The organism is Variovorax sp. P5_A3 (genome assembly GCF_056400665.1).
Genome location: NZ_JBFUKW010000028.1, coordinates 11288 through 24310 on the forward strand (window position 1 = coordinate 11288; position 13023 = coordinate 24310).

The 13023-nt window shown below is 67.6% G+C and carries 10 protein-coding genes; 6 read left to right on the forward strand and 4 right to left on the reverse strand.

The window, feature by feature from the left end; all coding sequences use genetic code 11:
• The first annotated feature begins 14 nt into the window (after positions 1 to 14).
• Positions 15 to 2963 carry an ATP-binding protein gene (locus AC1D3B_RS30295; protein ID WP_478194378.1) on the forward strand — a complete coding sequence of 983 codons (2949 nt, stop codon included), beginning with the start codon at positions 15 to 17 and terminating at the stop codon, positions 2961 to 2963.
• A 30-nt stretch (positions 2964 to 2993) separates the two neighbouring features.
• Here AC1D3B_RS30295 and AC1D3B_RS30300 read toward each other — a convergent pair whose 3' ends face one another.
• Positions 2994 to 4034, reverse strand: coding sequence for an AI-2E family transporter (locus AC1D3B_RS30300; RefSeq protein ID WP_478194379.1), 1041 nt, complete (start codon positions 4032 to 4034; stop codon positions 2994 to 2996).
• A gap of 207 nt (positions 4035 to 4241) precedes the next feature.
• On the opposite strand from AC1D3B_RS30300, the gene AC1D3B_RS30305 reads away from it, so the two are divergent.
• From AC1D3B_RS30305 to AC1D3B_RS30320, 4 genes are all read left to right on the forward strand, one after another.
• Positions 4242 to 4457 (forward strand): hypothetical protein, encoded by a 216-nt coding sequence (locus AC1D3B_RS30305; RefSeq protein ID WP_478194380.1) that lies wholly within the window; start codon positions 4242 to 4244, stop codon positions 4455 to 4457.
• Between the two features lie 107 nt (positions 4458 to 4564).
• Positions 4565 to 6085, forward strand: coding sequence for an efflux transporter outer membrane subunit (locus AC1D3B_RS30310; protein WP_478194381.1), 1521 nt, complete (start codon positions 4565 to 4567; stop codon positions 6083 to 6085).
• A 28-nt stretch (positions 6086 to 6113) separates the two neighbouring features.
• Complete coding sequence (locus AC1D3B_RS30315) at positions 6114 to 7247, forward strand: efflux RND transporter periplasmic adaptor subunit (protein ID WP_478194382.1); 1134 nt, start codon at positions 6114 to 6116, stop codon at positions 7245 to 7247.
• Positions 7244 to 10339 carry an efflux RND transporter permease subunit gene (locus AC1D3B_RS30320; protein WP_478194383.1) on the forward strand — a complete coding sequence of 1032 codons (3096 nt, stop codon included), beginning with the start codon at positions 7244 to 7246 and terminating at the stop codon, positions 10337 to 10339. The genes AC1D3B_RS30315 and AC1D3B_RS30320 overlap by 4 nt, the downstream gene beginning before the upstream one ends.
• Positions 10340 to 10499: 160 nt before the next feature.
• Here AC1D3B_RS30320 and AC1D3B_RS30325 read toward each other — a convergent pair whose 3' ends face one another.
• Together AC1D3B_RS30325 and AC1D3B_RS30330 are read right to left on the reverse strand one after the other, a co-directional pair.
• Positions 10500 to 10778, reverse strand: a complete 279-nt coding sequence (locus tag AC1D3B_RS30325; protein WP_478194384.1) for a hypothetical protein — start codon at positions 10776 to 10778, stop codon at positions 10500 to 10502.
• A 337-nt stretch (positions 10779 to 11115) separates the two neighbouring features.
• Complete coding sequence (locus tag AC1D3B_RS30330; protein WP_478194385.1) at positions 11116 to 11715, reverse strand: DUF4148 domain-containing protein; 600 nt, start codon at positions 11713 to 11715, stop codon at positions 11116 to 11118.
• Between the two features lie 166 nt (positions 11716 to 11881).
• Between AC1D3B_RS30330 and AC1D3B_RS30335 the strand changes: the two genes are divergently transcribed.
• Positions 11882 to 12139 (forward strand): hypothetical protein, encoded by a 258-nt coding sequence (locus AC1D3B_RS30335; RefSeq protein WP_478194386.1) that lies wholly within the window; start codon positions 11882 to 11884, stop codon positions 12137 to 12139.
• A 73-nt stretch (positions 12140 to 12212) separates the two neighbouring features.
• Here AC1D3B_RS30335 and AC1D3B_RS30340 read toward each other — a convergent pair whose 3' ends face one another.
• Positions 12213 to 12947: a hypothetical protein gene (locus AC1D3B_RS30340; RefSeq protein ID WP_478194387.1), complete on the reverse strand. Its 735-nt coding sequence runs from the start codon at positions 12945 to 12947 to the stop codon at positions 12213 to 12215.
• Between the last annotated feature and the right edge of the window lie 76 nt (positions 12948 to 13023).

The following is a 13023-nucleotide window of genomic DNA, read 5'->3' on the forward strand; positions in this document are numbered from 1 at the left end:
TGCAACGACATGACTTGAATCACTGGCCCATCGATAATTCGTTCCCGTCCTCTCGCACGACGTACGTGGCGCACTCGCTGTCAAACCCGGATCCCGTTCGGATCAGCTTCGAGGAGTTCGATCTGGATGAGGCGAATGCGTGCCTGCTGCGCAACGGCACGGCCGTCGCGCTCGCGCCCACTCCCTTCAACCTGCTGTGCGCGCTGGCGCGCCATCCGGGCGCGCTGCTGACGAAGGATGCGCTGCTCGATGCGGTGTGGGGCCACCAGTTCGTCAGCGAATCAGTGCTCAAGACCGCGATCAGCGACCTGCGCATGGTGCTCGGCGACAGCCCGCGCGCACCGCGCTTCATCGAGACCGTGTCACGGCGCGGCTACCGGTTCATCGCGGTGCCTGCCGCCGCGACGCCGGCACCGACTCGCGCAGCGACGACGGTCACACCGGGCCCGCGGAACTCGCCGTCGTTCATCGGCCGCGCGGAGGCGATGGTCCGGCTGCAGGAGGGGTGGGACCAAGCCTGCAGCGGGAAGCGCGCGGTGGTCTGGGTCGCCGGCGAACCGGGGATCGGCAAGACCACACTGATTGAACACTTCGTGACCAGTCTTGGCGGCATCGCCTGCGCGCGTGGGCAGTGCGTGGAGCACTACGGCACAGGCGAGCCCTACCTGCCGGTGCTCGAAGCGCTGGCCGAGTTGTGTCGCAGCGATCGCACGCTGCCGGCGCTGCTGCGTACCGTGGCTCCGACCTGGCTGTTGCAGCTGCCGTGGTTGAGCACGGCCGAGGAACGCGATGCGCTGCGTCGCGAACTCGCCGGCGTGGGCCCGGACCGCATGCTGCGCGAGATTGCAGAGTTGCTGGATCGCTACGCCGAGCAGCGTCCTCTGTTGCTGGTCACGGAAGACCTGCACTGGAGCGACCGGGCAACCATCCAGATGATCGACTACCTCGCCCGCCGGCGCGCACCCGCGCGCTTCATGTGGCTGTCAAGCTTCCGCCTGGCCGAGGTGATCGCACTGGACCATCCGCTCAACCCGCTGCGTCACGAGTTGCGTCAGCACCGGTTGTGCCAGGAGGTGGTACTCGATCCGTTCTCGGAGACCGAGGTCGCCGACTACATCGCGCAACGCTCGGCCGCGCTCGCGCGCGACGAGGCCTTCGTGCGCGCGCTGCACGAGCGCACCGATGGCGTGCCGCTGTTCGTCGCGTCGATCACCGCCGATGTGATGGATCGCGCCGCGGACGACGCAGCGGTGGGAGCGCGCCTCGCGTCCGTGGCGGTGCCCGAGAACCTGGCGGCCATCATTGACCACCACATCGCGAGGCTGGGTAGCGAGCTGCGGGCCCTGCTCGCAGCGGCGGCCGTGTGTGGGGTGGAATTCCGAGTTCACACGGTGGCACTCGCCTTGGAGCGTGACGTCGCATCGGTGGCCCATGCCTGCGAGGAGTTGGTGCGCGAGCACGTGTGGCTCACGGCGCAGTGCGCAGGCGAGGGCGACGAGATGGCGGAGTCGCCCTACGCGTTCCGGCATGCGTTGTTCCGTCAACTCCTGTATGAACGCACATCGCCCTCGGCCCGCACGCAGCTGCACCGTAAGGTCGGCGCGGCCCTCGAACGGGAGCGTGCGGCCCGCGTGCCGGTGGCCGCGGCCGAATTGGCCATGCACTTCGACCGCGGGCGAGAGTCGATGACCGCACTGCGCTTCTACGCCGAGGCCGCCGAGGTCGCGCTGCTGCACTTCAGCCCAGCCTCCTGCATCAGCCTCACCGAGCGCGCCTCGGCCCTGCTGGAGCAGGCGCCGGTGGGAGAAGAGCGCAACGCGCTTGAGCTCGTGATCGCCACACTGCACGGTGTAGCCGCCTTCCAGTCGCTTGGCGTCGGCAGCGAGACGAGAAACGCTTTCGAACGCGCCTACGCGTTACTCCAGGGCCTGCCCGAGCATCCGATGCGCGGTCGGTTGCTGCACGGCTTCGGCTACGCGCTGAGCCTCCGCGGCGAGTATGCACAGGCACTGGGGGTGGCGCAGCGCGCCGAGGCGCTCGCGGCGGAGTCGAATGATCCGGTGCTGATGATGGCCGCGTGCATCGTTCATGGCGAGGTGCACCAGTTGCAGGGCCGGCCGCAGGCGGCGCTCGCGTGGATCGAGCGCGGCCTGGCCACCGTCGAACGGCTCGACCTCGCGGCCAGCGAGGTCTTCGTGGCCGATCCGCAGGTGACGCTGCTTGGGATGCTGGCCATCGAGTTCGTGCACCGTGGCCTGGTCGAGCAGGCCCGGGGGCATATGCAACGCTCGCACGAGCGCGCGCGGGCCTTGCGCCAGCCGATGACCCAGCTGGTTGCCACCTGGCATGAGGCGCTGCTCGAGGTACGTCTGGGCAATGCCGAGCGGGTTGCGGCCGTTGCCGAGGGAATGCAGGCACTGGTCGACGAGTTCGCCTTGGCGCAAGGGCAGACGGCGTGCCGCGGGTACCGCGGCTGGGCGCAGGCCTTGAATGGGGCGCCGCGCGAGGGCTATCGCCTGATCAGGGAGGCCTGCGAAGGGAACGCCCGCCTCGGCATGCGTTCCGGCGTCACCGAGGTGTTGGGCTATGCGGCGCAGGCCCTGCTGCTGGCTGGCGACTTGGACGCTGCGCAAATCCAGCTGCAGGAAGCCCTGCAGGTCGCAGATGAGTTGGTCGAACGCGTGTACCTGCCGCAACTGTGGCTGCTTGAGGCCGCCATCGCGCGTGCACAAGGCCGCGCCGGCGCCGGTGCCGCCTCGGTCCGACGCGCGATCGAGGAGGCGCAGGCACAGCAGGCGCCCTGGCTCGAATTGCTCGCGCTCGTCGACCTGTGCGAGCACCACGAAGCTTCGATCCCGGAGCGCCGTGCACTCGCCGCGCTCGTCGACCAGCTGCCCGAAGCCCACGAGACCATGCCAGTGCGGCGCGCCCGGTACATCTTGAAGGCCGGGAAGCCGGCCTGACAACGCGCCCGCCGCCAGCGCCTCAGCGGCTCAGCGCCGGGGATCTCGTACCCGCTGCTGCCACAGTTCCCAGGCCAGCGTCAGCACGACGGGGCCGATCACCACCCCCGTCAGGCCCAGCACGCCCAAGCCGCCGATGCAGCCTATCAGGACCCAGACGAAGGGCAATTGCATTCCACCGCTCGCAACCATCGGCCGAACCAGCTTGTCGCCCGTGACCAGCACCGCGCAACCCAGCAGCAGCGACGTCAGGGCCGTCGTGGGCGCTCCCGTCAGCGCCAGTTGCACCGCCATCGCGGCCACTGCCGCGTAACCCAGGAAGGGCACGGCGGCCAGCGAGCCCGTGATGGCTGCCCAAACAAGCGCGCGCGGTGCACCGGCGATGCTGTACGCGAGCGCAGTCGCGAGGCCGTCGAACAAGGCGACGACCAGCATGCTGTTCACCGAAGCGCGCACCGCGCGCGTGGCGATCTCCACATACCGTTCGGCGCGATCGCCAACGGCCTCGCGCAGCCCGCGAGTCAACTCGTGCTCGAGCGACGCACCCTCCTGGTAGAGGAAAGCCAACTGCAGGATCGCAAACCCGACGATCAGCGCATGCCGGGCCGTGAACTGTCCGAGCGACTGCGCCCAGCCGAAGAGAGCGAAGGGATCAGCCCTTTGCGTCAGCACCAGCAGCGCGTCCGGATCGACGAGGTGGGTTTGCCAGCGCGCCGCCAGCCAGGGCCCCATGACGGGGGCGTTCCCGAGCCATTCGGGTACGCCGAGCCCGCGACCGTCCGCGGCCGCGAGGCCCAGCAACAAAGCGTGCGCCTCGCTCAGCAGCGCCCAGCAGGCAAAGAGCATGGGTGCCAGCACGAACACCGTGATCGCGCCGGTGAATAGTGCGGCGCCTACGCTCTTGCCGATGCGGCTTGGCAAGCGGCCCCTGAATGCGGCATAGAGCGGCCAGCTCGCGATCGCGGTCACGCAGGCGGCCAGCAGGGCCTCGATGAAGTCGTGCACGATCCAGACGGATAGGACGACGATGGCGGCGGCGAGAAGCCGCCCGGGTGTGAGCTTGAGGTTCATGTGCCGGGCCCCGCGGGGGGCGGGCCGTATTCGTAGTGATGGGCGCCGATGCTAGAGGCGCGAGCCGCAGGCGTCGTCAGCGACAGGTCGGCATTCCGTCGCTTCTGCATGCAAGCGCAGTCTCGACCGTTCGTCGACCTTTCGCTGACGACTCGACGCGGGGATGGGCCTACGCTGACGCCGAACTCCTCCCATCGACAGGCTGCCATGGTGCTGAACCCCGAATCCAAGTACCCGAACCGTCGGGCCTACGTGTTGAAGCTGCGCAGCGACGCGACCCCCGAGGCGTTCGCAGGCCGCCTCGAAAACCTTGTCACCGGGCGCCAACTCGAATTTGCGAGCGCCCGCGAATTGCTGCGTTCCATCGCCCGCGAACTCGCTGCCGGGGCTGCAGAGCGCCCGGCCGACGACCCGCCCGCATGAGCGCGCCGGGCCGCGTGCATGGCGACCGAACGCCGACGCAACGCTGACGACTTCGAACGCATCGCGCCCTACGCTCACCCCCTTCGAATCCAGACGAGTCCACTCCGATGTCACCTCCATCCGCATTTCCGCGATCTCCTCAGGCCAGGCAGAAGCCGCCCCAACGGGCGGATCTGCCGGCGGGTCTTTTCGTCGTGGCGGCACTGGCCGCATCGATGACCCTTCTGTTGGTCGGCTGTTCCACGCCAGCCGTCCATCCAACGGTCGACGTGCCCGCCCAGTTCGCCGCGAGCGCCGTTTCCGACGTCGAGCCCGAAGCCGCTTGGTGGGAAAGTTTCCAGGACCCGGTATTGACCGACCTGGTGCGGCGCGCTGAGCGCGAGAACCGTGACGTCAAGATCGCCGCCGAGCGCCTGCGGGCGGCGCGTTCCGGCGTGACGGTCAGCCGGTCCTTCCTGATGCCGAGCGTCAGCGCCGTCGGCGCGGCGAGCGATCGCAGCAGCGGCTACGGCGACGCCGTGAAGAAGTTGCAGCCCGATACCAGGAGCGGGAGCGCCGGCCTCGACGTCTCGTGGGAGATCGACTTGAGCGGCCGCCTGCGTGCGGGCGCGGCCGCAGCCGCGGCGGACGCGCTGGCGGTGGAAGACGGCTTGCGCGGCGTGCGCCTGCTGGTGATGACCGATGTCGCCAGCAACTACTTCACGCTCGCGGGCGCGGTGCGCCAGCTCGACACCCTCCGCGCGATCTCGGCCGCCCGGCACGAGACCTTGCGCCTGGTGAAGGCGCGCCAGCGCGCCGGCCTGGCGACCCCGTTTGACGTCGAGCGCGCGCAGACGGAGGCCGAGACGGCGCGGGCACAGATTCCTCCGCTGGAGACGATCGAGGCCGTGTCGCGGCATCGCATCGCGGTGCTGATCGGCGAGCAGGCCTTCGATGCTGCACGCATCGCTCCGTGGCGCGGCGACGTGGTCGTTCCCCAGGCCCAGCCGGGACAGCCTGCCGCGCTGCTGCAACGCCGGCCCGACGTGCTCGCCCTGATGGCGCAGCTCGATGCGGCCAACGCACGCCGCCAACAGGCCGCTGCCGAATGGTTTCCACGGCTGTTTCTCGACGCCTCGTTCGGCCGCCAGAATGTGCAATTGAACGGGATCGGTCTGGGCGCCGCCCGCTACACCAACGTGGCGGGTCTGCTGGCGATGCCGCTCTTCAACGCGGGGCGCACGCGCGCGATCAACGACATCGCCGAGAGCGGCCAGCGCGAAGCGCTGCTGCGCGCCGAGGATGGCATGGTGCGCGCGCTGGAGGATGTCGAGAACGCCCTCGTCGCGCTTTCCTCGGAACGCCAGCGCTCGCAATCGCTGCAGAGCGCCGCTGCTTCCGCGGAATCGGCCCTCGGCCGCGCCCAATCGCTCTACGACCGCGGCCAGATCGACCTGCTGCCGCTGTTGGATGCGCAGCGCTCGCGCCTGGCGGTGAGTCTGAGCGCCAACGACAGCAACACCCAACTGCTGCTCGACAGCGTGCAACTCTACAAGGCGCTGGGTGGGGGGTGGCAGGTGTTCGAGCCCGCCGCTCAACCCACAGCGCAAACCACTTCCGCCGGCGCCACTCAGGCGTCGCATTCCTGAAACCCGTCGCTTTCCACGAGGTACTGTCTTGAAGAACTCACTTTCCGTGGCCGGCGTTTTGGCCGTCGCCGCATTGCTCTCCGCGTGCAGCCATGACAAGGCGCATAGCGAGGCGCCCCGGCCGGTGCGCATTGCCGATGTCCGCTATGACGCCGCCCGCGAAGTCAACCGTTACGCAGGTACCGTGCAGTCGCGCTACGAAGTCGACCAGGCCTTTCGCGTCGCCGGCAAAGTCGCGCAGCGCAAGGTCGATGTCGGCCAGTTCGTGCACGAGGGCGACATCCTCGCGGTGCTGGACGACAGCGACTACCGATTGGCCGAGGAGGCTGCGCGTCAGCAATGGTCGGCTGCCGTCACGCAGGCCCGCCAGGCCGAATCGGACCGCAAGCGCCTGGGCTCGCTGAAATCCGACGGCTCCGTCAGCGTGGCCGACGACGAGCATGCCCACAGTGGAGCGCAGACGGCGCAGGCGGCCGAGGAGGCGCAGGCGCGCCAACTCGAGCTCGCGCGCAACCGTCTGAAGTACACCACGTTGCGTGCCTCGCGCAGCGGCGTGGTCACGGCCGTGCGCTTCGAAGTGGGCCAGGTGCTCGCCGAGGGACTGCCGGTGGTCGCGATCGCCGATCCCGGCGCACCGGAAATCGTCATCGACGTCCCCGAGGACCAAGTGGCGGCATTCAAGTCAGCGCGCTTCAAGGCGTCGATGGCGAGCGCGCCCGCCGACTTCTTCGAGGTCTCGCTGCGCGAGATTTCGCCGCAGGCCGCCGCGCAGACGCGCACCTACCGCGCCCGGTTGAAGCCGGTCGGTGCGCGGCCATTGCCGCTGGGCGCGACCGCCACGCTGGTGACCGACCGGGCGGTCTCGGACGTGCACGCGGCCGCGATTCCCGCTACCGCGCTCACCCAGGCGAACGGCCATCCGGCGGTGTGGGTGGTCAAGCGCGCCGGCAAGGAGCCGATCGGCAGCGTGGACCTGATGCCTGTGGCAGTGCTCGGCTACCGCAACGATCTCGCGCTGGTCTCTGGCCTGCCGGCCGGCGGGCAGGTCGTCACCGCGGGGGTGCAGAAGATGGCGCCCGGATTGAAGGTCGCGCTGCCCGATCCGACGCTCGCTGAAGCCAAGCTCACGCCGGTCGACACGACGCAGCAGGTCGCCCAATGAACAACTTCAACCTCACCGAATGGGCTCTCGGGCATCGCGCCGTGGTGCTTTTCCTGATCATCGTGGTCTCGATTGCGGGCGTCTTCAGCTTCTCCAAGCTCGGCCAGCTCGAGGACCCCAAGTTCTCCGTGCCGTCGATGACGGCAACGGTGATCTGGCCCGGCGCGAGCGCGCAGCAGATTCAGGACGAGGTGCTCAACCGCATCGAGAAGAAATTCGAGCAGCTCGACCACTTCGAGAAGGTCGTCACCTTTGCGCGCCAGGGCTACGGCGGCATGACGATCACCGTGAAGGGCGGCACCTCGCACAAGGACCAGCAGGAAGCCTGGTACCAGGCGCGCAAGAAGTTCTCCGACCTCAAGCTCGAACTGCCCGACGGTGTCGTCGGCCCGATCTTCAACGACGAATTTGGCGACGTCTACTCTCTGCTCTATGCCGTCAAGGGTGACGGCATCGGGCACGCGGAGATCTCCGACATCACCGAGGACGTCAAGCGCCGCCTGCTCAAGGCGCCCTACGTGAAAAAGGTCGACCTCCTGGGCAAGCAGGACCAGAAGGTGTACGTGGAGTTCTCCAACCGGCGCCTGGCCACGCTCGGCATCACGCCGCTCGCGATCGCCGAGAGCCTGAGGAGCCAGAACGCCATGATGCCCGGCGGCTCGATCGACACGAAGGACGACCGCGTGTTCGTGCGCGTGAGCGGCCAGTTCACGAATCTGGACGACATCCGCAACGTGCCGGTCTCCGCGGGGGGCCGGACGATCAAGCTCGGCGACATCGCGACAGTGACGCGCGGCTTCCAGGACCCGCCGACCTACACCATCCGACACAACGGCCAGGACGTGCTGATGGTCGGCATCGTGATGACCGATGACGGCAACGTCGTCGAGCTCGGCAAGGCCGTGGAAGAGGCCGTCGCGAAGTTGCAATCCGAACTTCCGCACGGCGTGGAACTGGAGCGCGTCGCCGACCAGCCCACCACCGTGAAGGACTCCGTGTGGGAATTCGAGCGCTCGCTGATGGAAGCGCTCGTCATCGTGATGGCGGTGAGCCTGCTCAGCCTGGGCTTCCGCACGGGCCTCATTGTCGCCATCTCGGTGCCGCTGGTGCTCGGCGTGGTCGCCATGGTGATGCTCGCGATGGGCTGGAACCTGGAGCGCATATCGCTCGGGTCCCTCATCATTGCGCTCGGTCTGCTGGTGGACGACGCGATCATCGCGATCGAGATGACGGTGGTGAAGATGGAGGGAGGGTGGGACCGCGTGAAGGCGGCCGCCTTCTCCTATTCCGCCACCGCCATGCCCCGCCTGTCGGGCGCCCTCATCACGGTGGCGGGCTTCATGCCGATCGGCTTCGCGCACTCCACCACCGCCGAGTACGCGGGCGGCATCTTCTGGATCGTGGGCATTGCCGTGGTGTTCTCGTGGCTTTGCTCGGGCATGATCGTGCCGTACCTCGCGGTGAAAATGCTGCCGAAGGACCTCGGCAAGAGCCACCACGGGGACCCCTACGACACGCGCTTCTACCGAAAGCTGCGCGGCTGGATCGACTTCGCGCTGGAGAAGCGCTGGTTGATCATCGCGGTGACAGGGGCCGCCCTGGTGCTCGCGCTGGCCGGCATGAAGTTCGTCCCGCAGCAGTTCTTCCCGAACAGCGAGCGACCCGAGCTGATCATGGACATGCGCATGAAGGAAGGCTCGTCCTTCGAGGCCACCACCGAACAGGTCAAGCGCATGGAGGCGATCCTGAAGAAAGAAGAGGACGTCAAGTTCTTCACCGCCTACACGGGCGCTGGTTCCCCGCGCTTCTACCTCGCGCTGTCGCCCGAGCTGCCCAATCCTGGCTACGCGCAATTCATCGTGATGACCAAGGACATGGAGGCGCGCGAGCGCGTGCGTTTGCGGCTGATGGCCACGGTCGACAAGGAATTCCCGCAAGCCTGGGTTCGTGTCACGCGTCTGGAGATGGGCCCCGCGGTGGGGTACCCGGTTCAGTTCCGCGTGGTGGGTCCCGACACGCAGAAGGTGCGCCAGATTGCCCGCGAGGTTGAACACGTCATGGCCTCGAGCCCGAAGGTGCGTGATGTGCAGTTCGACTGGAACGACCCGGTGCGCACGCTGAAGGTCGAACTCGACCAGGACAAGGCGCGTGCGCTGGGCCTCACGCCCTCCGACGTCAATCTCGTCACCCAGAGCGTGATGAACGGCGCGACGCTGTCGCAGTTGCGTGAGCACGAGAACCTGGTGGACATCGTCGCGCGCGCCGTGCCGCAGGAACGCCTCGACCTGGACACACTGAAGGACGTGAATATTTACACGCGCGCCGGCACCGTCGTGCCGCTGTCCGAAGTGGCGAAGGTGAAGTACGAGCTCGAAGAGCCCGTGCTGTGGCGGCGCAACCGCGACATGGCCATAACGGTGCGTGCCGACGTCAAGGACGGCGAGCAGCCCGTGTCGGTGACGAAGGAAATCGAGCCGCTGCTCAAGGACATCGAGGCGAAGCTACCCGCCGGCTACCGCGTCGACACGGGCGGCGCCGTGGAAGAAAGCGAAAAAGCAAACATGGCCCTCGCCGCCGTGGCCCCGGTGATGGTGCTCACCATCCTGCTGATCCTCATGCTTCAGCTGCAGGACTTCTCGAAGATGGCGATGGTGTTCCTCACCGCTCCACTCGGCCTGATCGGCGTGGTCGCTGCCCTGCTGATGTTCCGCGCCCCGCTCGGCTTCGTGGCGATCCTGGGCATCATCGCGCTCGGCGGCATGATCATGCGCAACTCGGTGATCCTGATCGACCAGGTGCGCATCGAGATGGAGGAGGGCCGCGACGCCTGGAATGCCATCGTCGATGCCGCCCTGCACCGGACGCGCCCCGTGGTGCTGACCGCCGCCGCCACTGTGCTCGCGATGCTCCCCCTCACGCGCAGCGTGTTCTGGGGGCCGATGGCTCTCGCAATCATGGGCGGCCTCACCGTCGCCACGGTGCTGACCATCTTCTTCGTGCCCGCCCTGTACGCCGCGTGGTTCAAGGTCGGCCGCCAGCCGGTCGCGCGCACCGAGCCGGCTCTGGGGCATGTGGTGCCGGCAACGAACTGATTTCCAAAAGGAGGAACGGCGGTGAATCGTCCCGCGATACAGCTTGCGGCCAGCCAGGCGATCTCGAGGCCGGTAGCAGGCTCATTCATTTCCCCTGTCGACACCGCTCCCCGGGCGCACCGGCGTCCTGCTCGGGTCCGGGGGACAGCGCGCTGCCGGGTCAAGCGCGCGACTGCCGATCGGTGCGCCGCAGGGCGCCGAGTTGACGCGCTTCTTCCGCATCGCGCAGGCTCTTCGCGGCACGTCTGGCCACGTATTCCACGTACAGCGTCTCGATCGTCCGGGCCCATGGCTCATCGGCCTGCCGAGGGGTGGGGGGTGCGCGGTGGCCGTGCTGCGCGGGCCCGGTCCCGCCCGCCTTGGCGGTACCGGGCGGGCGGTCGGGTACGGGCACACCTGCGCTTCGCAGGATCGCTTCCTTCTGGTCTGTCGTGAGCATCGCTGTCTCCTTCCAGGCGCCATCCCCCGCTTCGCGCGACAGTCGCCGAGGACATCCCATGGGCGGGTGCCGTCGACCTCCATTCGCGCTGATCGGACGGTCCTGTGGGAACCATCTGGGGTTGCGGCTGGCGGTCACAAGGCGGTACTTTCCTCATTGTCAGCGGCCGATTTCTGCATGGCCGGATGGGAATCACCGGATCCCAGGAAGCGCGGGTATCGCGAGCGGGCTTCTGCCCTCCGGGCGACTGACGCTGCGTCGCGGTGTGACCTGCCATGTCGGGTGGTCTTCTTCCCAGTGTCTGATCACGAATCCAGACCGCATCAAGCCATGAGCATCACTGCGCAGCGCGGCCTGCAGCCGAAGGCGCCTCGGCGGTCATCAGCCGGGGCGATCCGGCCTCTGCCGCCCCTGCCTTGGCGTAGTGCCGCGGGAGCTCTTCGTTAAGCCTCAGGCCGCTTTCATCGTTCGCGAGCATGTCGCCCGTACGGATCGCTTCGGCCAACTCGGCCCTGACTTCGGCGCGTGACTTTCCTGCTGCAACGACCTGCGCCGGGAAGCGCTGCGGAAACTCCACGTTGACCCTCAGGCCGCTCTCGTCATTAGCCATGATGTCGCCGGTCCGGATGGCGTCGGCCAGTTCCGTCCGGACCTCAGTGCGTGACTTGCCGAGCGCGACCACCGGCGCAGGATAGCGCTGCGGGTTCAGTTCCCTGAGGGTCATGCCACTTTCGCCGGCGGCGAGCATGTTGCCGGTTCGCATGGCCTCGGCCAGTTCGGCCTTGACCTGCGCACGTGTCATGCCGCCGTCGGCATGGGCGGCTGCACCGAGTGCGGCGAGAAGGAACAAGGCGGACGTGGCGCGGGGAAAGTTCCAGCGGCGCGTCGTTTGCGAGCTTCCCGTCTGGGGGGCGATTGTGGGTTCGAATGTACGCATGCTGATCTCCTGGATTTGAATGGCACCACCTGTGCCTCGGTTGAGCCTCTCGGCCTCGTGTTGCAGTACGGCGCCCGTTTGCGAAATATTCCTGGCCTTCAACATTCCATGTGGGGTCGTGCGGGCTCGGGAATATTTCGGCGACGGTTTCCGTCATGCATGGACCGTGACCGACCGTACCCGCCAGCATCCCGATCGGCACCGTGATGTCGAGACTGTCGCGCGTCGTCGTTGGCTGGAGGCGGCGGCTGTCTACGGCGCCGGTGCCGCGACCGCCTGGGGCATTGCATTCAGCGTGCTCGTGGTGCCCGCGCAGAACGTGACGCGCGAAGCCGTGACGGACAGCCATGTGCGTTCGCTGATGGGGGCTCACCTGATGGACGTTGCCTCGTCGGCATGCAGGCGTGGGCCGGGTCGGACATGAACGCTCCTGAATTGCAAACCTTTCCCGGACTGGTACGCAAACACATGGCAGCGCCTGACGGCGGGTAGCCGCGTCATGGCGCCGCCGAATCGGACCTCTTTGCATCGCGCCATCGGCCTGCAATGAACGACCCTGCAAGCAGTAACAGGTAGGTGCCCAGCAGCGCGTGACGCCATGACGCCAGCGCCACCGCACGCGGGCGTGCTTCTGCCGCGTGGGTCGTGAGAATGGCCTCGCGCGCTTCGATGCTGCGGCTCATGCGCACGAAGCCCGTCGCCGAGAGCAGCGGTACCGCGACGAGAACCGCGGCCAGTGCGACCCGGGTGCGGCGCGACGCAACGCGATGACGCACCGAGATCCACAGGCCCAGGCAACCATGCACCCAGCCGGGCGCGAGCAGGGCGATCTGCCAACCCTGAGAGCCGCCGTTGATCAGTCCGGCGATGATCTTTTCGTAGCTGGGCTGGAAGTCGTAGAAGGACGTCGCCAGCCGCGTGTTCACGGCATGGCCGATCAGCAGCAAGGGAAGGCTGAAGCCCGACCAGAGACGCAGCCACTCCGTGGCCGGCAACTGCCAGTCGCGGCGCAGGTAGATCGTGCGCAGTGCGAGCGAGAAATGCAGCGCGAACGCCCCGTAAAGCGCTACCGTGCCCGGCGCGCTTTGCCACAGCCGGATCGACAAGCGCAGCCCTGCTTCCGCGAGCGGCAAAGACACGATGCCCAGCATGTGGTTGAACAGGTGCAGCGAGATGTAGCTCATGAGCACCAGTCCGGAAGCCAGGCGCAAGTGACGGGCAGTGAAGGGCATATGAAAGTCCAGTTGTCGACACACACAAAGCGTTGACTCCGCTGGACGGAATCTATTCCGTGCGCCACTACCCGAG